The organism is Paenibacillus sp. FSL K6-1330, from assembly GCF_037976825.1.
Taxonomy (GTDB): Bacteria; Bacillota; Bacilli; order Paenibacillales; family Paenibacillaceae; genus Paenibacillus_AQ.
The window spans coordinates 6,268,132-6,289,720 of the sequence record NZ_CP150269.1 but is presented as its reverse complement, the minus strand read 5'-3'; the positions used below and the strand labels follow the sequence as shown (position 1 = coordinate 6,289,720).

General features: G+C 51.1%; 22 protein-coding genes and 1 riboswitch. Of the genes, 16 read left to right on the top strand and 6 right to left on the bottom strand.

All coding sequences use genetic code 11. The annotated features are described in order from the left end of the window. Positions 1-7: 7 nt before the first annotated feature. From NYE54_RS28725 to NYE54_RS28710, 4 genes are all read left to right on the top strand, one after another. A complete protein-coding gene (locus NYE54_RS28725) occupies positions 8-892 on the top strand; it encodes a LysR family transcriptional regulator (protein ID WP_339273690.1) in 885 nt (294 codons plus the stop codon). Positions 893-1,149: 257 nt separating this feature from the next. Next, positions 1,150-2,496 carry a DEAD/DEAH box helicase gene (locus tag NYE54_RS28720; RefSeq protein WP_339267942.1) on the top strand — a complete coding sequence of 449 codons (1,347 nt, stop codon included), beginning with the start codon at positions 1,150-1,152 and terminating at the stop codon, positions 2,494-2,496. Positions 2,497-2,606: 110 nt separating this feature from the next. Beyond that, a complete protein-coding gene (locus NYE54_RS28715) occupies positions 2,607-3,359 on the top strand; it encodes an ABC transporter ATP-binding protein (protein ID WP_213643262.1) in 753 nt (250 codons plus the stop codon). Then, complete coding sequence (locus tag NYE54_RS28710) at positions 3,356-4,576, top strand: ABC transporter permease (RefSeq protein WP_339267940.1); 1,221 nt, start codon at positions 3,356-3,358, stop codon at positions 4,574-4,576. The genes NYE54_RS28715 and NYE54_RS28710 overlap by 4 nt, the downstream gene beginning before the upstream one ends. Positions 4,577-4,707: 131 nt before the next feature. Here the strand turns inward: NYE54_RS28710 and NYE54_RS28705 are convergent, their stop codons facing one another. Next, the gene (locus NYE54_RS28705) at positions 4,708-4,821 is read right to left on the bottom strand and encodes a YjcZ family sporulation protein (protein ID WP_339267939.1); all 114 of its coding nucleotides are present in this window, start codon (positions 4,819-4,821) and stop codon (positions 4,708-4,710) included. Between the two features lie 59 nt (positions 4,822-4,880). Continuing rightward, positions 4,881-5,081, bottom strand: a complete 201-nt coding sequence (locus tag NYE54_RS28700; RefSeq protein WP_339267937.1) for a hypothetical protein — start codon at positions 5,079-5,081, stop codon at positions 4,881-4,883. A gap of 195 nt (positions 5,082-5,276) precedes the next feature. On the opposite strand from NYE54_RS28700, the gene NYE54_RS28695 reads away from it, so the two are divergent. Both NYE54_RS28695 and NYE54_RS28690 read left to right on the top strand, forming a co-directional pair. After that, complete coding sequence (locus NYE54_RS28695) at positions 5,277-6,392, top strand: IS110 family transposase (protein ID WP_339267935.1); 1,116 nt, start codon at positions 5,277-5,279, stop codon at positions 6,390-6,392. Positions 6,393-6,857: 465 nt separating this feature from the next. Beyond that, the gene (locus NYE54_RS28690) at positions 6,858-7,466 is read left to right on the top strand and encodes a hypothetical protein (protein ID WP_339267933.1); all 609 of its coding nucleotides are present in this window, start codon (positions 6,858-6,860) and stop codon (positions 7,464-7,466) included. Positions 7,467-7,648: 182 nt separating this feature from the next. Here the strand turns inward: NYE54_RS28690 and NYE54_RS28685 are convergent, their stop codons facing one another. Both NYE54_RS28685 and NYE54_RS28680 read right to left on the bottom strand, forming a co-directional pair. Then, positions 7,649-8,947, bottom strand: coding sequence for an aminotransferase class I/II-fold pyridoxal phosphate-dependent enzyme (locus tag NYE54_RS28685; RefSeq protein WP_339267932.1), 1,299 nt, complete (start codon positions 8,945-8,947; stop codon positions 7,649-7,651). A 125-nt stretch (positions 8,948-9,072) separates the two neighbouring features. Next, a complete protein-coding gene (locus NYE54_RS28680; protein WP_339267931.1) occupies positions 9,073-9,687 on the bottom strand; it encodes a pyridoxamine 5'-phosphate oxidase family protein in 615 nt (204 codons plus the stop codon). 123 nt (positions 9,688-9,810) lie between these two features. Between NYE54_RS28680 and NYE54_RS28675 the strand changes: the two genes are divergently transcribed. The 3 genes from NYE54_RS28675 (at position 9,811) to NYE54_RS28665 (ending at position 13,599) form a co-directional block, all read left to right on the top strand. Further along, complete coding sequence (locus tag NYE54_RS28675; protein WP_339267929.1) at positions 9,811-11,274, top strand: PLP-dependent aminotransferase family protein; 1,464 nt, start codon at positions 9,811-9,813, stop codon at positions 11,272-11,274. Positions 11,275-11,333: 59 nt separating this feature from the next. Then, positions 11,334-12,119, top strand: coding sequence for an AraC family transcriptional regulator (locus NYE54_RS28670; RefSeq protein ID WP_076324797.1), 786 nt, complete (start codon positions 11,334-11,336; stop codon positions 12,117-12,119). 544 nt (positions 12,120-12,663) lie between these two features. Then, positions 12,664-13,599 (top strand): SDR family oxidoreductase, encoded by a 936-nt coding sequence (locus NYE54_RS28665; protein ID WP_339267927.1) that lies wholly within the window; start codon positions 12,664-12,666, stop codon positions 13,597-13,599. Positions 13,600-13,664: 65 nt separating this feature from the next. On the opposite strand, the gene asd is transcribed toward NYE54_RS28665, so the two are convergent. After that, positions 13,665-14,468 carry an archaetidylserine decarboxylase gene (asd, locus tag NYE54_RS28660; protein ID WP_339267925.1) on the bottom strand — a complete coding sequence of 268 codons (804 nt, stop codon included), beginning with the start codon at positions 14,466-14,468 and terminating at the stop codon, positions 13,665-13,667. A 163-nt stretch (positions 14,469-14,631) separates the two neighbouring features. Beyond that, positions 14,632-14,744, top strand: a riboswitch (TPP riboswitch). Between the two features lie 91 nt (positions 14,745-14,835). Here asd and NYE54_RS28655 point away from each other — a divergent pair. From NYE54_RS28655 to NYE54_RS28635, 5 genes are all read left to right on the top strand, one after another. Then, on the top strand, positions 14,836-15,465 hold the full coding sequence (locus NYE54_RS28655; RefSeq protein ID WP_076324794.1) for an ECF transporter S component: 630 nt from the start codon (positions 14,836-14,838) through the stop codon (positions 15,463-15,465). Next, positions 15,458-17,134 (top strand): ABC transporter ATP-binding protein, encoded by a 1,677-nt coding sequence (locus NYE54_RS28650; protein ID WP_339267923.1) that lies wholly within the window; start codon positions 15,458-15,460, stop codon positions 17,132-17,134. Before NYE54_RS28655 ends, NYE54_RS28650 begins: the two co-directional genes overlap by 8 nt. After that, positions 17,131-17,937, top strand: coding sequence for an energy-coupling factor transporter transmembrane component T (locus NYE54_RS28645; RefSeq protein ID WP_339267921.1), 807 nt, complete (start codon positions 17,131-17,133; stop codon positions 17,935-17,937). Before NYE54_RS28650 ends, NYE54_RS28645 begins: the two co-directional genes overlap by 4 nt. A gap of 244 nt (positions 17,938-18,181) precedes the next feature. Next, positions 18,182-18,751 (top strand): TetR/AcrR family transcriptional regulator, encoded by a 570-nt coding sequence (locus tag NYE54_RS28640; protein ID WP_339267920.1) that lies wholly within the window; start codon positions 18,182-18,184, stop codon positions 18,749-18,751. A gap of 4 nt (positions 18,752-18,755) precedes the next feature. Beyond that, on the top strand, positions 18,756-19,115 hold the full coding sequence (locus NYE54_RS28635) for a multidrug efflux SMR transporter (RefSeq protein WP_339267918.1): 360 nt from the start codon (positions 18,756-18,758) through the stop codon (positions 19,113-19,115). A gap of 322 nt (positions 19,116-19,437) precedes the next feature. On the opposite strand, the gene NYE54_RS28630 is transcribed toward NYE54_RS28635, so the two are convergent. Further along, entirely contained in the window at positions 19,438-19,674 is a 237-nt protein-coding gene (locus NYE54_RS28630; protein WP_100539193.1) for a transposase, read from the bottom strand. Positions 19,675-19,937: 263 nt separating this feature from the next. Between NYE54_RS28630 and NYE54_RS28625 the strand changes: the two genes are divergently transcribed. Then, positions 19,938-20,588, top strand: a complete 651-nt coding sequence (locus NYE54_RS28625; protein WP_244878861.1) for a response regulator transcription factor — start codon at positions 19,938-19,940, stop codon at positions 20,586-20,588. After that, the gene (locus NYE54_RS28620) at positions 20,588-21,520 is read left to right on the top strand and encodes a sensor histidine kinase (RefSeq protein ID WP_280530279.1); all 933 of its coding nucleotides are present in this window, start codon (positions 20,588-20,590) and stop codon (positions 21,518-21,520) included. The genes NYE54_RS28625 and NYE54_RS28620 overlap by 1 nt, the downstream gene beginning before the upstream one ends. The last annotated feature ends 69 nt before the right edge of the window (positions 21,521-21,589 follow it).

Below are 21,589 nucleotides of genomic sequence, written 5' to 3'. Positions count from 1 at the left end.
TATCATGATGGAAATCAATATGGAGTGGTATCGTGTCTTTTATTGGACTGCCCGGCTCGGCAGTTTATCGAAGGCAGCGGAGCATCTGCATATCACCCAGCCGGCCGTCAGCCATACCATTAAGCATTTGGAGGGAACGATCGGAGGGCCGCTGTTCTTCCGGACAACCAGGGGGGTTAAACTTACGTCGGAGGGTGATGTGCTGTTTCGCTATATCGAGCAGGCCTTCAGCTTTATCGAGATCGGCGAGAAGGCGATTGCGGACATGCATAATTTGCATAGCGGCGAAATCAATATCGGAGCAAGCGATACGCTGTGCAAGTATTACCTGCTGCCGCATTTGGAGTATTTCCACGCCGCCTATCCGGATATTCGCATCCGCATTACTAACCGCACAACCCCGGAAACGTTGTCCCTACTCAAGGAAGGGAAGATTGATTTTGGCATCGTTCATTTACCGGCCTCCGATAAACAAATCGATTTTCGCGCGAGTTCCCCGATCCATGATTGTTTAGTTGCCGGTAAATCATTTGCGGAGCGGGCCAAATTACAACACCCGTTGTCCCTTCGTGATATCGGGAGCTACCCGCTGCTTATGCTGGAGAGGGGCGGGAGCACAAGAATGTATGTCGATCAGTATGCTGAGCTGCAGGGTGTCACGCTAAAACCCGAGTTTGAGCTTGGCAGCATTGAGCTGCTGGTACAGTTTGCCCGGAGCGGCTTTGGCTTGGCTTTTGTCATTCGAGACTATGCTAACGAGGAATTGCAAGCAGGTCAGCTGATCGAGGTGCCGCTCCATCCGCCAATTCCCGAGCGCAGCATAGGAATTGCAACGCTTCGAGGTGTTCCGCTATCTGCTGCCGCGAAGTCGTTTCTTTCTCTTTTGCCTTAAACAGATGGGTGATCAAGCCTATTCGTATGACGATGTATGATGTGCTGTTCACGCCGTTTAGGATGTTTGATTTGGTGAGGACTCCTGTTTTGGCATATAATGAAAAAGAGTGAATAACACTTATTAGGAAACACGCCTGCTACCACCACTATTAAAGTAAACAAACCACATGTATCGGAAGGTTTTTCTAGCGATATCAGGCAGACGCGCTTTGGAATGATAGACTTCTGATATCTAAAAAAAGGATGGACTAACATATGACTGCAACTACATTTCATACATTAGGAATAGCCGAGGATTTGTCCTCCAGATTAACGGAGTTTGGCATTGTCACGCCTTCTCCCGTTCAGGCTGAGGCTATACCGCGCATACTCGAAGGCAAGGACGTGCTCGCGACTTCACAGACAGGCACAGGAAAGACGCTTGCTTATTTGCTGCCTGTGCTTCAGGGCATCGATCCGGAGATCAAGGGAGCCCAGAAATTGATTCTTGCTCCGACTCAAGAGCTTGCTGTTCAGATTGTGAGAGAGAGCGAGCGTTACGGGGAAGCCCGCGGAATCGGTGTGCTTGGTCTTATCGGCGGTGCCGCTGCCAAGCGTCAGATTGAGAAGCTTAAGCTGCATCCGCAGCTGATCGTAGGGACACCGGGACGTGTGCGTGAACTGATCGAAATCCGGAAACTGAAAATGCACCAAGTGACTACGATCGTAGTGGACGAGGTGGATCAGGTGTTTAATCTGGGCGGCGCCGGCGATGTGGATCGCATTCTGCGCAGTGCATTACGTGACCGTCAATTGGTGTTCTTATCTGCCACGGTAAGTCCGGAAACGGCAGAGCTCGTTAAGAAGGAGATGGATCAGCCGGTCGAAATCGGGATTGATCCGGAGCAGCGGACGCCGTCTGCGCTGGAGCATTATTATTTTGTGACGGAAGAGCGTGACAAGTTGGACATGCTGCGCCGCGTGGTCCGGCATTACAATCCAGACCGTGCGATTGTCTTCGTCAATGCCACCGAGAATTTGGCAGAGGTTGAAGCGAAGTTGAACTACCTCGGCTTAAATGCGGCTGCCATCTATGGTGATGCCGACAAGATGACTAGAAGCCGGGTTCTGAATTCGTTTAGAGAAGGGCGTACCAAGCTCTTGGTCGCTAGCGATGTCGCTGCCCGCGGACTTGACATCGAAGGACTCGGCATGGTGATCAATTACGATCCTCCTATTGATGCCGAGCATTACACACACCGCGCAGGACGCACTGGACGCATGGGGCGGAGCGGCATGGCGATAACGCTCGTAACGGACCGTCAGACGTTTATCATGCGCAAGTTCAATCGCGAGCTGGGCATATCGATCGAAGAACGCGCCCTTTATGGCGGCAAGGTAAGAGCCCCGCGTTCAACACAAACCGATCGAGGACATGGTCCACGTGGGTCAGCCGGGGATACTGCCCGTAAAGAGAAACCAGCCCGAAAGCCTGCTTCCACCAGCGCCAATGGAAAGGCGGGAAGCGGAAAGGCATCGGGTCAGCGTCAGAGTGAAAGGGAGCGGGACCGCAAGAACAAGGGCGCTCCGAAATGGTTGAAGAACAAGCCTCCACGGAGCTAATACTCTATAAACGCGAAGCTTGTAACCGGTATGTTGTTTTCGGGTCCGATTCAGCGGATGTGGTCGAAATCCATAAGGACCGGACTTTTCAGAATAAGAGGTGATCAATAATGAGTGAACAGCCGGTATTGTCTGTTCAAGGATTAAGCGGCGGGTATAGCATGAACCGACCGGTTCTGCATGACGTAACCTTTCAGGTTGAACCGGGTGAGATGGTAGGTTTGATCGGCCTGAACGGCGCGGGCAAGAGTACCACGATGAAGCATATTCTCGGGCTGATGAATCCGCAAAAAGGGAGTATTCAGGTTCAAGGGAAGAGCCGCACAGAGCATTCGGAAGCTTATCACGGCGCCCTGGCGTTTGTTCCTGAATCCCCGCTGCTGTATGAGGAGATGACGGTACGCGAGCATCTGGAATTTACGGCACGTTCCTATGGCGTATCCCATGAAGATTATGAGGCGCGTTCGGAGCAGTTGGCGAAGATGTTCCGTATGGAAGAGAAGATGGACAGCCTGTCCACGCATTTATCCAAGGGTATGCGCCAAAAAGTGATGATCATGTGCGCTTTCGTAGCCAGACCGTCGCTGTACATTATTGATGAGCCCTTCCTTGGGCTTGATCCGCTCGGGATACGTTCGCTTCTTGACTTCATGCTGGAGCTGAAGGCGTCCGGCGCTTCGGTCTTACTGAGCTCTCATATTCTCTCCACGATTGAGAATTATTGCGACCGGTTCATCGTGCTGCACCGCGGCAGCATCATTGCTCAGGGGACGCTGAAGGAAATTCAGGATCAAGCCGGAAGACCCGGCATGTCGCTGGAGGAGCTGTTTAATGTGCTGATTCAGGACGGTAACGGCGAATGAATCTGCGTGAACTGTATGTCAAACGACGCGGACAGTTCTGGGGTGAAATTTTCCCCTATCTGGGCTATGTCATACAGAGCGGGGTAGCCGTCGTATTTCTGTTCGTTCTGATTGCGTTCGCTGCCTGGTACACCGCACTACTGCAGAATATTCCACCAGATCTGCCGATTCGCTGGATCATGATGATTTTCCTTGTGCCTCTCATGATCAACAGCAGTATCCGCACGTATCTGCGTTCGGCGGATACGGTGTTCCTCATTCCGCAGGAATCCCGGATGAAGGAATACTTCCGTAAAGCGTGGTTCAGCGGCGTCATTTATAAAATCATCGGTTTAGGACTGGTGATGTTAATTCTATGGCCTCTATACATACGCAGCGATGTTTCGCCAAAACCGCTGCTCGCTACGTTTGTTGTTCTGACGCTGTTTAAACTGCTATCCAGCTATGGGAGCTGGAAGGAGCAGCTTATGGTGTCAAGGAACGCGGCAGCAGCCTACCGGGCACTCCGCTGGATCGTTCCGGCGCTGAGCTTAGCCGCCTGGTTATGGCATCCATCGGGCCGCGCCCTCCTATTTATGGCTCTGCTCGGCCTCACGTATGTTGCCGCCTTGTCAGTCCCCGTCAAGCATTTGGTCGCTTGGGAGCGATTAATCGCCGTCGATGAGAGACAGGCGAGCCGGGTGATGATGGTGCTGAGCTGGTTCGTGAATGTGCCTCAGCGCGGGCAGCGTGTCCATGCGCGGAAATGGCTGTCCGGATGGGGCAAGGGATTGGCGTGGAAGAAGGAAAGCGCCTATCGATTTCTTCTTATTAAGAGCCTGACGCGCAGTGATATTCTGGGTATACTGATTCGGGTCGGACTGCTGGGTGCCTTTCTTGTGTGGGCAACCCGGGAGAGTCTGGTATCGGCGATTGTGTATTTGATCAGCCTGATGATCATCGGACTCCAGCTGTCTGCACTGCGAAAGCTTCATCCGGAATCGTTCTGGCTGCATGTCTACCCGCTTCCGGAAGGAACGCGCCGCGACAATGAAGGGAAGCTCATCTTCCAGGTGCAGCTGTTCTGGGCTGTCCTGCTGTGGCTCCCGCTCATTCCGGGCATTCTTAGTGCCCCCGGGCGTATATTGGGTACGCTGGTTGCAGGTATCGTGCTTGTATTTCTGTTCCGAAGCGCTGCTGCTCGGAAGAGCCGGCGTGAAGACGATGACGACGAATAAATGGGAAGAGGCCGGGACGTTAGCGTCCCGGCCTTCTATTGTCATTTATAGTATGGGTTATTTCGTTTGCAGAAATCGCAGTGCGTGGTGTGGCGACCTGCGATTTCTGTTCGGCTGTTATCTAGTTGTCATTACACCCAGAAAGAACGAGTGATGATAACGAGCAGGATAAAGAGAACCAGGATTGCTCCAACTCCGTATCCACCGCCGTATCCACCGTGTCTTACTTCTTCAACTGCACCCATGTTCATTCCCCTTTCAGTTCGTTGATTTGTAGTACACGGTATTGTATGTGGCTAATCGTCTATGTGTATGGGCGAGCGTATAGATATGGCAGAAGAAAAATGAAGGTGCTGTCCACAAAGTAATGTTCCAATTTGACGTAATTCTCCTGGGCAAGAAACAGAAGCACGCTCGTGAAGATCTTCTCCAGTACGTCTTTCATACGCTCGGGACGAAAGCGATTGATGGTTCGGAAATCCGGACGCTGTTTCTGGCAATCCACATGAACAGGACATTCTCGTGAACGGCTTTTACGATCTGACGAGAAGAGTAGATCCGTTTGTGGGGGCAACAGTTATCATGAACGAGACAGACTCCCCGTAATTGCAACATCTTAGGTTAATTTTGGGAATAATGGTGTAGTAGAAGCTAAACCAAAACCAAAATCAGAGCTAAATTGCAAAGGAGAGTCTGTACTATGAAGGATACCATAAAATACGTAGGCTTAGACGTGTCGAAGGAAAATATTGCTGTATCTGTAGCTGATCCAGGAAGAGAAGGCGCTCGGTATTTGGGCACGATTCCTCATACCGAGTATCACATCTTGAAAGTATTGAGGAAGTTAGGCCAACCCAATGAATTAAGCGTTTGTTACGAGGCAGGTCCAACAGGATATCCTTTAGTTCGTTTGCTAACTGCACATGGATATGACTGCATTGTTATCGCCCCATCACTTATGCCTAGTCGTCCAGGAGAACGGGTAAAAACGGATCGTAGGGATTCGATGCGTCTGGCACAATTACTTCGAGCAGGTGAATTAACACATGTGCATGTACCTACTCCAGAGGAAGAAGCGCTTCGTGATTTGGTACGAATGCGTGAAGATGTTAAGGAAGATCGAGCTCGAATCCGGCAGCGGATCGGGAAGTTTCTCCTTCGTCATCAGATTGCACCTAAAGAGCCACTTCGCCGTTGGACGGCTAAATACCGGTTATGGTTAGGACGTATTCCATTCGAGTCCGCTTCACAACGTTTGGTTCTGCAGGAAATGCTGCATCAGATGGATGAAAATGAAGAACGTCTGAAGCGTATGGAAGCAGCCATTCACGAAGAAGCCACGGAAGGGCACCACGCCCCCTTAATACAAGCCCTTCAAACCTTACGTGGAGTAGCTGAAACGACAGCAACAGGAATCGTAGCGGAAGTGTGTTCATTTACCCGGTTTGGTAATGCGAAGGCTTTCATGGGGTACACAGGTTTGGTGCCGAGGGAATACTCAAGTGGCCAAAGCCGATGGCAGGGAAACATTACGAAATCGGGGAATACCCACCTTCGTCGTTTATTGGTCGAATCCGCTTGGAGTTACCGCTATAAACCTGCGCTACAAGGAGAGTTAAAGAAACGTCAACAAGGAAAATCTCCTGAAATTCAGGCCATATCCTGGAAGGCACAGCATCGACTACATCGAAAATACACGAAAATGCTGTCAAAAGGTAAGCCTAGTGGCAAAGCAGTTGTGGCCGTGGCGCGTGAACTAAGTGGATTTATTTGGTCGATTGCCCGAGAACTTGAAGAGAAAGGGATAAATAGGTGATCACCATTCCTATTGGAATCTAGTCGTATTGTGAGAATTGTTGATTCAAGGTGATCCCGTTCCCCCAAAAACAGGTGGAAGATGAAAAACTGAGTTAGAAGGCAAAGGGAAAAGCCGTAAGAGAGAATCCACGTCCATCGCTATGTGCCATCCCTCCAAAGGAAACGACGCACGACAACAGTTCGTGGTGCACTCTCTGCAGACGGAGAGAAAACATGCGGTATACAAAACCCGCGGATATCAGACTGCTCACCGTTGATAGCTTTTGCCTTCTAGTTCAGTTTTTACACCCTCTCTTGTATAAAGGGGATTGGGAAAACAAGGGAGTTACAAACTGCTATTTGACAGGTCTCGTTCATATCAGCGATGGGAGGAACGATTCGTACATGGAGCGTCTTCTAACAGCAAGAAGGGGCCTTTCACTTATGTTAGGATGTTAAATAATCATGAAAATTGGAGGGAGAAATGGAAATATATCATAAGTTGAATCAGATTAGAGTGCAGAACAAATCAAATACAAAACAAAAAGTCTTTTCAATAGTAAGTGCAATGATAATCGGAGCTATTTTGGGTTTAGCAGCAAAACTTGTGGATGCACCGGGTATTAACCCCATATTTGACAATATCGGTGGACGTTTTGGCATATGGGTATTTGTTGCCGCGCTTTTATCGGTGTTCAGCTATTCGCCCAAAATAGCAGCTGTAAAAGTATTCGTCTTCTTTGGATCCATGCTTACCGTTTATTATGCTTACACCGTGCTTTTTCTACACTTTTTCCCAGAGAGAGCCATTGTCTTTTGGGGTATATGCGCGGTGATATCTCCTGTTTGCGCTTATATTATGTGGTATGCGCGTGGAAATGGATTGTTTTCTCATATGGTTTCGGCGCTTCCCATCACAGCTTTGCTGTCAGAAGGGTTTGAATTACGTCATGCTTACTTACCCATTCACACTCATTACTATTTAATCCCATGGCTTATGGGAGTATATCTAATGATGATCTTAGTTTTATTACTTATCATTCCTAAAAATAAAATGCAATTTGTAGTCGTTTTACCTATAGCCCTTATATAGTCTTTTATCATGATCTATTTTAATGTTTTAGGTCGGATATTTGGCGGCATAAACGGTGTATTTTAGGAATGTCGCAGAACATAAATAATGCCCTCCCGACTTCCTGTAGGGAAGTGAGAGGGCTGAAGAGTTTAATGTTCTCGTTATTTGGAGCTTATATCTTCTTCAGATACCACTTATCATTAAGCTTTCTGCAGGTCTTGAATCCCTTTATAGACCAGATCGAACAGATCTTCCAAATACTCCTCGTCAATACAAGAGAAGGCGATCCGGAGATCATGCTCGCCTAGGGCGATGGTTCCTACGCCATACTCATGGATGAGATGGGAACGGAGCTCTTCGGCGTTTACCGTGTTCAGCTTCAGGCACATGAAGTAGCCGGAGTTAAACGGATAATATTCCCATGCATCGCCGTATTTGCCGCTGTCGAGAATGGATTTCACTTTGTTGGCGCGGCCCTTCATAATAACGAATTTCTCTTCCTTTTGCTCGTGGAATTCCGGCGCCTTCAGCGCCTCCAGAACAAAGGTTTGCGAAGGGTGGGAGGCGCTGGATATCGTTGCCCGGATAATGCCGAGCGTTTTTTGCTCCAGTGCGTCCAGCACGTCTTTATCTTCTGCCGCATACGTGATAAAGCCGACACGGAATCCCCATACGAATTCTTCCTTGGTTGCACCGTCGACCTTCACAGGAAGCACGCGAGGGTGAAGGCCTGCCAGACGTCCGAAGAGCGATTCCTTCAGCGAATCTTCAAAGAACAATCCAAAATACGCATCATCCGTAACGACGACAATATTCATGCCGGCTTCGGCCGCTTCCTGGATCGCGGACACGATGGCAGCCCCTTCCTGAGCGCCAGGCGTATAGCCCGTCGGGTTGTTCGGGAAGTTCAACAGAACAACCGCTTTGCCTTTATCCTTCTGGCTGAGCAGAGCCTGACGAAGTCCTTCGGCGTTAAATTTCATATCGTCCGTAAAGAGAGGATAGGTTACATGAATGCCATGGCGGCGAATGCCGAATGTCAGCTCGTAATTCTCCCAGTTCTTATCGGGATAAATCACGGCGTCCCCTTCATCCACGAACAAATCGGCTACGATGCTAAGACCATGCGTCAGCGCATTCGTGACGATGGGATTGCTGAAGCTTTTGCCTTCGAGCGAAGGGTTCTCCTGAATCATCTTGTTTCGCCAAACGGAGCGCAGCTCCGGTTTGCCTGCTGGAGGGGCATACGGGTACAGATCCTTCGGCTGGTAAGCCGAAAGTTTGTCCTGGATGACGCCCAGATGCATCGGGACTCCGCCTTCGGTTGCAATACCGATCGTAGCGTTATATTTTTTCGCATGGCTCGTCGCTTCCGCAGATTGGCTCAGGATGCCTTCTTTCGGGAAGTAGATTTCTTTGCCGAGTGTGGAGAGCATGTCATACACATGCGGATTGCCGGCTTGCATTTTTCCATTCAATTGACCAACCAATGGGTTCATGAACTGATTCCTTCCTTCCGAATACTTTTGGTTAAGGTAAGTGTAGGTGACAAGTTGCCTTTACGTTTTCATTGCCTAACATTATACCACTTAGCCCAGTAACCGTCACGGATAATTGTAATGCTTTAACGCGGTCCAGGATGATACTTGCATATCAGTCCGGCGGTTTCTTTATCCCGCTCTTTGCCCCGGCATTCAAGCCCTTCGACTACGGTCTGAAGCGAATCCGGCTTCAGGTTCTGGCCGAACTTGAACTTGGCGCTCATTCGCTGCGGAGCGAGTTTGATGACCGCTACCCCTTTCAGTCTGGGGATATAAGCCCGGTCATTCGCGTCAATGGCGCGGTATCCGCCTTCAGGCTGCAGTTTTGTCATCAGTGCCTCCATCGCAAGAGCCTTTTCCTCCAGATCATCCACGATCACCACCTCGCCGATCGCCGTTACGCTTTTGAAGTAGGCCGTAGCCGGGCAGGCCATCTCCGGATCGGAGAAATAGGAAGGGATGAGGGCATACTCATCAGCTATGGTAAAGCACACGGCGGGCGTCCGGCGCAGATGATCCATTTTTTCACCCATTCGGCTGCCGTGAAAATAGAACGCTCCGTTAACATAGGCAAAGTTCAATGGCGTTACACGCGGAATCCCCTCTTCATCGGCTGTTCCAAGGAAACCAAAGCTTATGCCGCTGAGGAAATCCTCGATCTCTTGTTGATCCTCCATCGCAAACTCGTCTCTTCTCATGGTTAAACGCTCCCCCTATCATTTTGAATAACAGTTTATGATGAATATTGACAAGGAAAAAGCGCCAATTTAGAGTAATTTATATAGTCCAATTTTATATCAAGAATGATAGGAGTCGTCATGATGGAGCTGGGATTGCCGTTTGAGACATATGTGGAACAATATCGATATAAATATTTGGCTCTATACCACGCGATTCGCGCTGCCATTCATAGCGGCAAGCTGCCGGAAGGAACCCGCCTTCCCGCCACACGCGAGCTGGCCAAGCTGTATGGTGTGTCCAGAGGATCGGCCGCGCAGAGCTATGACATGCTGATGGCCGAAGGTTATGTTGTGTCCAGGCAGGGCAGCGGAACTTACGTAGCAGAGGGGATTGCCATGATAGACCAGCCGCCGCTGGCCGAGGGAGCGCCGGTGCTCTCTACTTGGGGGCAACGACTGGTGAGCCAAAGCGGGGATTATACCTCGGCACAGATGCTGCTGAGAGAACCTCCCCCAGGTACAATCTCATTCGCGAATGCACGGATGCCCATGGAGGATTTTCCGTATTCGGAGTGGCGGAGCGCGTTATCCTATGCAGGTGGAAGCGGGGGAGTCGAGCTGCAGAACGGAGCGCCGCCGGAGGGAGACCTCGAACTGCGCCAGGCGATAGCCGGACACCTGCGTTTTACGCGGGGAATCCAGGCCGACCCCGAGCAGATCGTGATCTTCAGCGGATCCATGCAGGGGTTAGTCCTCATGTTTCAGCTGCTGGTTGATCCTGGCGATCAGGTGGTCATGGAGGATCCCGGCTATCAAGGAATCTATCGGGGCATCAGCCTGAGTGGCGGGATTCCGCTGCCATCCCCGGTAGACGATACCGGATTGATACCGCGTGACTGGGACGCAAGTCTGCTTGTCGTAAGCCCCAGCCGTCAATACCCGACGGGAGCGGTGCTGCCGCTGGAGCGAAGACGGGCGCTGCTGAATTGGGCGCGAAGCCGTCAGGCCTTTATTATCGAGGATGATTACGACAGCGAGTTCCGCTGGGGCGGCAAGCCAATTGAGCCCTTGCGAATGCTGGATAACGAGGGACGTGTCATCTTTGTCGGTTCGTTCTCCAAAACGATGTTCACCGGGCTCCGCATCGGGTATGCCGTGCTGCCCCCAAGCCTGGTTGAGGCGGTTGTGCAGGCTAAGGCTCTGTACGAGCCGATCTCACCAGCCGTATTGGAGCAGCGCGCGCTGGCGCGCTTTATTGTGCGAGGGGGTTACGGTCGGCATCTTAGAAGAATGACTCGACTGTATGGCGCACGGTATGAGGCGCTTCGCCAGGCGATGGATACGCATGCCTCCGAACTGTTTCGTCTTCATCCCGGCGATGCCGGCCTGCATGTTTATGCGAACTGGCTGCGCTCCGAGGAAGAGTATGCCCAGTTCCAAGAAGCTGCCCGCAAACGCGGTGTCATGTTTCGGGATGCATCGGTATATCATCGTATACCCGGATTGCCTGCCGCATGCTTTGGCTTCTCGCATCTGGACATAGCCAGCATTGAAGAAGGGGTTACCCGGATTGCGCAGGCATGGCTGGACATGCAAAAAACATAAAAAACGGGTATGATGGAAAAGAGGTCAATTTTTGAATGAGATGAGGGGGTTATGACGTGATGCTAAATGCATCGCCGTCTTCTTTTATAATCATGTCTGCGCTTGCCAAAATCGTATGTGAGCCAGGCTGGAAATGGCAAAAACGCGAAAGACCCATGCAGAATTATGATTTGTTCTATGTATGGAGCGGTGAAGGCACGGTCGAGCTCAATGACGAGCCCTTTGCTGTGGGAAAAGGAAGCTGCTTCCTGTTCCGACCAGGAGATCATACGAGTGCGACGCACAATCCGCAGAAACCGCTCGTATTGACATATATCCATTTTGATGTGGCCGACCCGGTGCAGCATATCCCTGCATCCTATCGCAAGCTGACGGAAACGATGGATTTTGAATATTTGCTCGCGCGCTACGTGCGTTTGTATCTGGACAAGCCCTATGGATCATTGGAGGAGGGGCAGCTTATTCTGAAACAGCTGATGATTCATCTGCTGCGTTCAGATCTTGCTGAGCCGGTGGTCAAAAAAGCAAGCAATCAGCTGTCAGAGGCTATCCATGAAATCGCGAATTATGTCCGTCAGCACCCGGGGGTTCCCCATCGGGTAGAAGATTTGGCCGCTAGAGCGGGGTTGTCCCCCCGTTACTTCTCGATCAAGTTCAAGGAACTGATCGGCACGCCGGTGCAATCATACATCATTCAGATGCGGATCGAGCGAGCGCAGCATCTGCTGCTGCACCAAGGCATGAACGTAACGGAGGTAGCTGACGCGCTGGGTTACCGGGATATTTTCTTTTTTAGCCGGCAATTTAAGCAGTATACGGGCAAGAGCCCATCCGAGATTCGGTGATTTCCTCGCCCTTCCATAACTTACCTGATTGGTAGGAGGGGTTAATGGTTTCATAGCAAGCGATTTAGGGTAAAAAACGAGATACAGTTTTATTTTATGAAGGGGGGAGAGAGGAATGAGCCCAAGAAGACGGGTGCGTGGACGTTTCTTCAGTCGTGGTGGCTGCGCTATTTTCAGAAATCGCTTGCGCCGCATGAAGACAACGACTCAGGATCATCAGGATGTATGGTTTTAAATGAAACCTGGCCTACATACGGGTGACGTTGAATCCCGTTATCATATACGCTTTTCTCTGGATGAACGCAAAAGGGAGCTAAATGGCTCCCTTTTTTCGATATGTTTTTAGGGTCCCCGCAAAGTATTTGGAATAAGCATCGAAGCATAGGCTCCACTTTGTGGGGCTATTTAGTGGATACATATATCGATAGGGACTCTGTCTGATTACGTTGTAAAAGGATGCACATATGGATAGGGGCTCTGATTACGTTGCGAAATTTTGTTATATTAGGAGTAAGCATAAAGCGCTAAACGCAGGGTTAGAAAAATGGCCGGGCAGGCATTTCGAAAACGGAAGGGTGATGGGTGTGATGGAGAGAGTGGCATTGGCCGAGCAAGCGGTGATCCGGTGGTAACGGCAGGAGCAGGAAAGGTTGCGCTGATCACGGGCGCGTCGAGCGGGTTCGGACTGCACATCAGCTTGGAGCTGGCAAAAGCAGGTTATGACGTGGCAGCGGGTCTGCGCAGGCCGGAGGCGGCTGCAGAACTGTTGGCCCGAGCCGAACAAGCCGATGTTGCCAAGCGTATTCACGTATTTCAGCTGGATATCTGCATCGAGGGACAAGTCAAGGCCGCTGCCTTGGAGTTAGAGAAAAGGTATGGCCGCTTGGACGTGCTGGTGAACAACGCCGGGGAGGCGGTAGGCGGCATGGTGGAGGAAGTGCCGCTTAGCGGCTGGCGAAAGCAGATGGAGACGAATTTTTTCGGGACCGTATCGGTGACACAGCATATGCTGCCGCTGCTCCGGCGAACCGAAAAATCCAAAATCATTCTCATGAGCAGCATTAGCGGCGTGGTCGGATTTCCGGGTTATGGACCCTATGCGTCCTCCAAATTTGCGCTGGAAGGGTTTGGCGAAAGCCTGTCCATGGAAGTAATGCCCTTTGGCATTGATGTCGTGCTGATCCAGCCTGGTGCCTATGGTACGCCGATCTGGAACAAAAGCTTTGGGGAGCTTACGGTGAAGGAAGGATCACCCTACAGCGGTCTGCTGAAGGGCGTGCTGGACTATTCCGAGCGGACAGCCAGGGGAAGCGGGGATCCGCAGGAGGTAGCCAGGCTTGTGGCAAAAATTGCGTCCATGGCTAAGCCCAGGTTCCGCTATATGTTGCCCCGAGGCACGCGGGTGATCGCATGGATCAAGGGCGTACTGCCGGATCGGCTGTTTCAGCGGATCATTTATCGGATGCTGGGTCGGCGTTAATCATGCATGCAGCGAATGATTCATGGCCTTAACTTGTCATGCGATGTTTGGTAAGGTAAATGGAATCACCCTTTTCTGGATGGGGACGGGTGAAGCAAACCGAGCAGTTCTCCCATCTTCACCTTGGAGCCGGGTTCCAGATCACCGCGAGGGGTAAACGTGCCGTTCTCCGTCAAAAGTACAACTGTAGAGCCGAATTCAAAGTACGCGAGTTCATCGCCGATTTCGTATTTTTTCACGTTCTCGTCAGCATAACGGATGCTGCTTACGTTCATGGCTCCGACCTTCACGACGGCGACTTCGCCGAACTCATGCGCAATATAGGTAATGAGGCGCTCATTGCGGCTGAGCACATTCCGGATATGGGTCATCGCAAAATCGTTCACGGGGTAAACGCGTCCCTTCAAATGCTCGCTTTCCGCCTGAACACCGGTTACCGGGGAATGAATGCGATGATAGTCGGTCGGGCTTAAATACAATACAAATGCATAACCGTGGATGTAGTTTTCCATTCTCGGTGATTTCGCGAGCAGCTCGCTCAAGGTATAATCCTGTCCCTTAACGCTCAGAATGGTACCGGCGTTGACGACGCCCATTGCCGAAATTGTGGCATCGACTGGGCTTACCATGGCGTCGGCGGTGTCATCTATGGCGCGGAGGCCTATTTTTAACCGGCGGGAAAAGAACTCGTTCAGTGAGCGGTATTCGTTGATTTCTTTCTCCGCTTCGTGCGCCGGAATTTGATAAATTCGTATGAATGCAGGTATTAGATGACGGCTCAGCCGGCTGTGGGAACAATGCCCCATGATTCGGGACAGCCACTTGCGGGAAGACAGCTCAGTCATCAGACGCAGCAATTGTTTAGCCATGTCATTCTCCTTTGTACATAGGTGTCAGCAATAAACGTTGGTGGAAAAGCCAATCACTCTGATATTGACATAGAATGAGATGGAAATCAATAAATAGCCATTTTTGAAAAAAGGTTCTTGCTTATTCCGGAGTGAATGTGTATTTTAAAGTTAACATAAAACCGAATAGGAATACGGGGGCTTGAGTGAATCAGGCTGAGATTGCAGCTGCTATCCGCTGTTGACCGTTAATCTGAACTGGGTAATGCCAGCGTAGAGAATATCCGACCCTGCCTACATAGGGCCTATTTTTCCGTCTGCGCGTTTTTCCAGACGGTTTTTTGTTGTGTTTACACAAAAATAGAGGTGGAGAGGGGAATGTGTTGTTATGGGAACGTCTGTGCAAGAGAAGTTGGGGGTTCAGCCCCGAAAAGGACTGCGGTTAAGCGATATTTTGGTTACGGTACTGGTATCACTGGTGCTTGGCGTCATTTATCACTTCTGGGGTTCGGTTTACAATCTGTTAAAACCGCTGTTCTTTGAAGCGGATGAGTTGTTATACGGCATGTGGTTCGCTGCAGCCACGCTTGCTTACTTGTTGATCCGGAAGCCGGGAGTGGCCATTATCGCGGAAGTGGCGGCGGCCCACGTAGAAGTGCTGTTTGGCAGCGGCTGGGGATTGACCCTACTGCTGTATGGCGTCATTCAAGGACTGGGGGCTGAATTGGTATTCGCGGCGTTCCGTTATCGGAGCACCTCGGCGTGGACGCTGGCGATTGCCGGTGCCGGTGCAGCCATCGGCTCGATGATCATGGACTTCTATTACAGCTATACGGATGACCTGCAGACGTGGATGTTCCTCGCTAAATACGGTATGCGGGTACTTAGCGGCGCTGTCATTGCAGGCCTTCTTATGCTCCTGCTGGCTAAAGCGCTCGACCGTACGGGCGTGACATCCCTGCTCCGTCCTGCGTCGAAGAAGGATTACGAAGCACTGGATGATCCGCGCCATGTCTAATGCCACGGTTAGCCAGGTTCCGGCTCAGTCTGCTGAGATGCTTCCGGAACCGGCCGTGTATGTAGAGGGATTGCGTCTGAAGTATCCGGGCGAGGAGCGATTGATGTTCAAAGACCTCTCCTTCTCGGCTGTCCGCGGGGAGAAGGTGCTGCTGCTCGGTCCGAGCGGCTGTGGCAAATCCACGCTGCTGCAGGTGCTTAGCGGGATGATTCCCCGCGCGACGGAGGTGCCGATGAAATGCGAGGCCCAGCTGATTCCACGCTCTTGGGGTTATGTATTTCAAGATCCGGATACCCAGTTCTGTATGCCGTACGTGGATGAAGAGCTGGCTTTCGTACTGGAAAATCTAAGTGTCCCTCGTGACGAGATGAAGGATCGGATGCAAGCGGCCCTGCGCGAGGTGGGGCTTGATCTTGAGGAGCTCCATATGCCGATCGGGCATTTGTCCCAAGGCATGAAGCAGCGACTTGCGCTGGCATCGGCTCTGCTGCTGGAGCCGGAAGTGCTGTTGCTTGACGAGCCGTCTGCGCTGCTCGACCCGGAAGGCAGGGAGCAAATCTGGTCCGCGGTGAAGGCCGTTTCGGAAGGGCGTACGCTGATCATCGTGGAGCACCGGATTGAAGAAATGGCCCAATATGTGGATCGTGTCGTGCTGTTCAGCCCGGATGGGGTGATTCTGGGCGAAGGTCCCCCAGCAGCGATATTCGCTGAATATGAGCGGGAACTCCAAGCTTATGGAATCTGGTATCCCGGCGTATGGGAAGGTTACGCGCAGACCCGGGCGGGCAGAGAGTTATTCGCTCCGGTCGACGTGTTTGACGATGAGTCGGGTAATCTTGTACATGAGGCTGCTCCGACGTACGCTCAGCGAGGGGAGCCTGTCATTCAACTGGCGGATTTCAGAGGGTTCCGATGGGATAAACCTGTCATCACGCTCTCTTCGGCAGAGGTGTTTCCGGGACAATTCATTGCGGTGGTAGGGCCGAACGGAGCAGGCAAAAGCTCGCTGCTGTTAAGTTTGATGGGGCTGCTGCGCTCCGAAGGGACCTATGTGCTTTGCGGGGAAGAGGTCATTCAGGGCAAGCGCCGGAAGGTGCGAAAGAAGAGAGAGCAGCAGCTGCGCCAAATCGGATTCGTGTTTCAGAATCCGGAGCTTCAATTCCTGACGGAGCGCATCGGGGATGAGGTGGTTTACTCGCTGCTGGTGGATCATGTGCCGCCGGAGGAAGCGAAGGCGCAGGCCGACCGCTGTCTTGAACGCTTTGGACTGAAGGGCATGGAGGCTAGGCATCCGTACCAGCTGTCGACAGGCCAAAAGCGCCGCTTGAGCGTGGCTACGGCCATGGCAAGACAGCCGTCCGTCCTGCTCCTGGATGAGCCAACCTTCGGGCAGGATGCGCGGAATACGTTCGCGATTCTGGAGATGTGCGAGCAGCTGCGCCGCGCGGGAACCGCCATTCTCATGGTGACGCATGAAATGGAGATAGCGCAGCGGGTTGCCACGCATATATGGGAAATCCGGGAGGGACGGCTGACCTCGAGCATGCCTTCCCCGCGCTGCTCTGGCGGGATTGCATCCGAGCAGACGGCTAAGGGAGTGAAGGGCGCTGTCGTCCCACGGGGTATCTTAGCCGCGGCCGATCAACGCCTCACGGGGGTGAACGCATGAATATATGGAACCCCGTGCGGATCACTTGGCTGCACCGGGCGAATCCGGTGGTGAAGCTGGGACTGATCTGTGCGCTGTTTTTCATGACGGTGTTAACCCATGATCTTGATTTTGTTTTGTATCAGGCGCTTATCTTTATGGTCTGTCTGGTGGTGCTCAGCGGGGTGAAGCCGTGGAAAATGCTGTTGTTCTTTATTCCGTTTCTGCTTGCCTTCATATCGTCCGCCTCTTCCATGATGCTGTTCGGTAAGGGGGAGACGATCTGGTGGGAGTGGGGATTGTTCCGGGTATCGGAAGAAAGCTTCTACCGGGGGCTGCATTTGGGCTTTAAAGGAATTGCCTTTGCTTCGGAGGGACTGCTGCTCGTTACGACAACGTCCTCGGTGGATTTATTCTACAGCCTGATGCAGAAGCTGAGGCTGGCGCCCAAATATGCCTACAGCTTCATGGCTTCGATCCGGCTGCTGCCCATGGTGTGGGAGGAATATGTAATCCGCCGCCAAGCCTTGAAAGTGCGAGGAGTTCGCCCGATTCGCGGGATTCGCGGCATGGTGAATCGCGCAGGACTGTATGTGGTGCCGCTGCTGGCGCAGAGCATCCGCCGGGCCCATCGGGTAGCCGCTGCGATGGAGGCCAAGCAATTTGACGGAGACCGGGCGAAGGCCCGAACGTATTATTACCCGTCTCGTTATTCCCGCTACGATCTTCTGGTCGTCGGATTACTGACAGCTGCCGCGTTCTGCGCCTATGCTGCGGCCGGAAATTTTCCTTGGTTCGGCATTGGCGACGTGCGGTTTGATTAAAGGGTTGTTTTCTGGATAAGAGCCTGCTTACGGTATGTAAGCAGGCTCTTTTTTTATGAGATCAGATTAACTCCAGAGGGTCTAGCCTGCTAAGCGGCGGTCCGGCTCTTGAGAAAGTGCACGATCGCATTTTTCTTCACGTATATTTTATAGAAATCATGTCTGGATTTTATGCCGATGGAGGCGTTATAATACTAATGGTACCGGTAAAGTATTTTTAGTACCAGAAGGGGAGTTTGTTCACTTGCGCGAGCGAATATTGAATGAAACGATCCGCTTAATTCAGCGGCAGGGGTTTACTTTTACGGTTAGTGATCTGGCCCGCGGCCTTGCAATTAGTAAACGGACGATCTATGAGCACTTTTCATCCAAGGAAGAGATTGTCGAACATATCATCGACGGAATGATCCGGCATATTCAGCAGCGCGAACATGAAATTGCGGGGGATGAGGAGCTTACCGTTCTGGAGAAGATTCATCAGATTCTAATCTGTCTGCCGCAGGAGATGGAGAAGATGGATTTGGGAATGCTGCCGGATCTGAAGCGCTCGCTTTATGCGCAGTGGGAGAAGCTGGACACCTTTTTCAGAGAGGAATGGGGCATTGTTACTGAGCTGATGGAGCAGGGGATGGCCGAGGGAAGTATCAAACGAATTCATATGCCGCTGTTCATTGATCTGTATCTCGGCTCGCTCCATCAGATTTATGATTCGAGGGCAACGGTGAAGCATCAATTGCCGCTAGGGGAGTTGCTGCAGTCCGTCATGGACATCTTATTGTTCGGCATTGCCGCAGAGAAACGGGAGGAGTCTTGAGATTATGCATTGGTTATATTTAAGTTTGGCTATTCTATTTGAAGTGGCTGGGACACTGAACATGAAGCTGTCGGAGGGATTCAGCAAACCGCTGCCCAGCGTGCTGCTGGTGGTGTTCTATATTTGCAGCTTGAGCTTCCTGACGCTGAGCTTGAAGCAGATTGAAATATCCGTAGCTTACGCGATCTGGTCGGGACTTGGCATCATGATCATTACCGTCATCGGTTATATGTTCTTTGCGGAGCAGATTAATGGTCTGAAAATATTCTCGATCCTGCTGATCATCGCGGGGGTCGTTCTGCTGAATCTATCCGGCAGCGCACATGCGCAGGAACAATCAAAGACGCACCAGTCCGGTCACTAAGGGCGATAGAATGAACCGGAATCTGCGGAAGAGCCGTACTCATGCGTAGAATGGAAGAGGGACCGTGCGCGAACACGATCCCCGAGTACAGCGTACCGCCATAAGAGCGGCCTTACTATAGGAATTCGATCAGAAATAGACCGTGATCCTGACCAAGGGCGGTCTATTTCTTTTATGGAACGAAAGTATTAACACAAAGTCATTAGAAACTAATTAGGCTTTAGCCGGATGGAAGGAATCAGTCGAATGGAATATGTTACACGAAACCAGCATGGGTCATTTTGTTTTAGGTGTCGCACTTCATATTACAATCCGTCTTCCCTTATCGTTTGACGATCCGGTCAAAAAATGCCCGCATTCTAGAGCTTTTGGTCATGGAGGCCGACCATGCGCATTGGCATAAAACCGCTTTGAGCATGCGTTTGCCCTTAGGAATGCGAGAACTTTTCTTTTTGCCAGCACTCTCATGGTTGCCTGGACATCCCCCCGCCCAAGAGCTGGCATGAGTTGATGAACGTCCAGACCGCAACAACGTTCTAAAATAGCGTCCATTGTGCATCCCTCACATTTAAAAGATGCGGGTCATGCAGCCTTCGATTTGTATTTTTGTACACGTGCTTCATGCGACACTCGGCGGTACGCAAGGCTGCAACAGATCAGTTTGTGGGGTTATTTTAGTTTGAGCGGTTATTTGAAGATGAATCTGAATATACCTCGGAGCCGTTGTTTCCAGTATATTAGAGTTATGGACGTAAAAAGAAAGGCGTGAATGACGTGGCTTCGAACATACTTCTTGTAGAGGATGACAGCTCGATTGGCGAAATGGTAGAGAGCTATTTGACGATGGAAGGTTTTCAGGTGGTGCTTGCCAAAGACGGAGAGGAGGCGCTCGAGCGGTTTGCCGAACGAGATTATGACCTCGTACTGCTGGATATGATGCTGCCCAAGATCAGCGGTATGGATTTTCTTAAAAAAGTCAGGGAGAAAAGCCATGTGCCGGTACTGATCGTATCCGCAAAGGATGGGGAAGTGGACAAGGCGCTCGGCCTTGGTTTTGGCGCGGATGACTATATTACGAAACCTTTTTCGATGATTGAGCTGACGGCTAGAGTGAAGGCCGCTATCCGCCGCGTGACGGCTTATGCAATAGCACCCCCAACTGAGCAAAATAAAATCATCCGGGTCCATGAACTAGAGATGGATCTGGATCATTTGACCGTGACCAAAAACGGCCAGGAGATCAAGCTGACGGCCAAAGAACTGCAAATCTTAAAGCTGTTTATGACGAATCCGAAAAAGGTATTCACCAAGCAGCACATTTTCACATCCGTCTGGAATGACGACTATTTCGGCGATGAAAATGTCATTAATGTGCATATGAGCCGTTTGCGCGACAAAATTGAAGATCAGCCCTCCGATCCGCAGTACATCAAAACGCTGTGGGGCATCGGCTACCGTTTGGGGGAATTTTAGTGGTTGCCGTTCTGCTGATTGTTGTGATCATGTTGGCGTTGCTGAATGTGATGCAGTGGATGGGTCGGAAAAAAAGAGCTAAGCAGCTCGGCTACATCATCGATAAACTGAATACGATTGAGGATTCGTCCTCGCAGGAGCAACTGCTGCTTTTTACGGAGGATCCAGGATATCGTAGACTGTTGATTGCTATCAATCACTTGCTTTTGCAAACCAGGCAGTCCGAGACAGGATTTATGCGTACAGAAATCGCGATGCGCCGGATGTTGGCAAACATATCGCATGATTTGAAGACGCCGCTTACCGTGGTGCTCGGTTATATCGAAACGTTGAACCAGAAGGCCGACTTGCCAATGGAGGAAAGGGAGCGGCTACTGGATAAGGTGCATACGAAGACTGTAGAGATCGTAGAGTTGATCAACCGTTTTTTTGACCTGGCCAAGCTGGAATCGGGGGATAAGGAGATGCCCCTGACCCGCATACATATCAATGAAATTTCCAGAAACAGCATGCTGATGTTTTATGATCTGATCGAATCCGAAGGGTTGCAGGCTGACATCGATATTCCGGAAACGCCGCTTTATGCATGGGGCAATGAAGAGGGACTAAACCGCGCATTAAACAATGTGCTGAGCAATGCGATCCGTTATGGTTCACAGGGCAAGGTGATCGGCATGAAGCTGCGGGATGAGCAGGGCCGGGTGCTTATCGACATTTGGGATAAAGGCAAAGGTATTCATGAACGGGATCAGGAGCTTATTTTCGAGCGGATGTATACGCTGGAGGATTCAAGGAATAAAAGATTCCAGGGCAGCGGTTTGGGTCTGACGATTACGAAAAGACTGATCGAGCTGATGGGCGGGGAAATTCGCGTCGCAAGCAAGCCGTATGAACGGACCGTTTTCACGATCTCGTTAAAGAAGCTATCGTAGCGCGGCTTCTTAACATCATATTAGTGCTAGACAAAAAGCGAAAGTAGCGGAGGAGACGGAATCGATTCT

Coding starts and splice junctions, on each gene's coding strand:
- NYE54_RS28725 (WP_339273690.1), top strand. CDS start 8: ATGGAAATCAATATGGAGTGGTATCGTGTCTTTTATTGGACTGCCCGG.
- NYE54_RS28720 (WP_339267942.1), top strand. CDS start 1,150: ATGACTGCAACTACATTTCATACATTAGGAATAGCCGAGGATTTGTCC.
- NYE54_RS28715 (WP_213643262.1), top strand. CDS start 2,607: ATGAGTGAACAGCCGGTATTGTCTGTTCAAGGATTAAGCGGCGGGTAT.
- NYE54_RS28710 (WP_339267940.1), top strand. CDS start 3,356: ATGAATCTGCGTGAACTGTATGTCAAACGACGCGGACAGTTCTGGGGT.
- NYE54_RS28705 (WP_339267939.1), bottom strand. CDS start 4,821: ATGGGTGCAGTTGAAGAAGTAAGACACGGTGGATACGGCGGTGGATAC.
- NYE54_RS28695 (WP_339267935.1), top strand. CDS start 5,277: ATGAAGGATACCATAAAATACGTAGGCTTAGACGTGTCGAAGGAAAAT.
- NYE54_RS28690 (WP_339267933.1), top strand. CDS start 6,858: ATGGAAATATATCATAAGTTGAATCAGATTAGAGTGCAGAACAAATCA.
- NYE54_RS28685 (WP_339267932.1), bottom strand. CDS start 8,947: ATGAACCCATTGGTTGGTCAATTGAATGGAAAAATGCAAGCCGGCAAT.
- NYE54_RS28680 (WP_339267931.1), bottom strand. CDS start 9,687: ATGAGAAGAGACGAGTTTGCGATGGAGGATCAACAAGAGATCGAGGAT.
- NYE54_RS28675 (WP_339267929.1), top strand. CDS start 9,811: ATGGAGCTGGGATTGCCGTTTGAGACATATGTGGAACAATATCGATAT.
- NYE54_RS28670 (WP_076324797.1), top strand. CDS start 11,334: ATGCTAAATGCATCGCCGTCTTCTTTTATAATCATGTCTGCGCTTGCC.
- NYE54_RS28665 (WP_339267927.1), top strand. CDS start 12,664: ATGGCCGGGCAGGCATTTCGAAAACGGAAGGGTGATGGGTGTGATGGA.
- asd (WP_339267925.1), bottom strand. CDS start 14,468: ATGGCTAAACAATTGCTGCGTCTGATGACTGAGCTGTCTTCCCGCAAG.
- NYE54_RS28655 (WP_076324794.1), top strand. CDS start 14,836: ATGGGAACGTCTGTGCAAGAGAAGTTGGGGGTTCAGCCCCGAAAAGGA.
- NYE54_RS28650 (WP_339267923.1), top strand. CDS start 15,458: ATGTCTAATGCCACGGTTAGCCAGGTTCCGGCTCAGTCTGCTGAGATG.
- NYE54_RS28645 (WP_339267921.1), top strand. CDS start 17,131: ATGAATATATGGAACCCCGTGCGGATCACTTGGCTGCACCGGGCGAAT.
- NYE54_RS28635 (WP_339267918.1), top strand. CDS start 18,756: ATGCATTGGTTATATTTAAGTTTGGCTATTCTATTTGAAGTGGCTGGG.
- NYE54_RS28630 (WP_100539193.1), bottom strand. CDS start 19,674: ATGCACAATGGACGCTATTTTAGAACGTTGTTGCGGTCTGGACGTTCA.
- NYE54_RS28625 (WP_244878861.1), top strand. CDS start 19,938: ATGGTAGAGAGCTATTTGACGATGGAAGGTTTTCAGGTGGTGCTTGCC.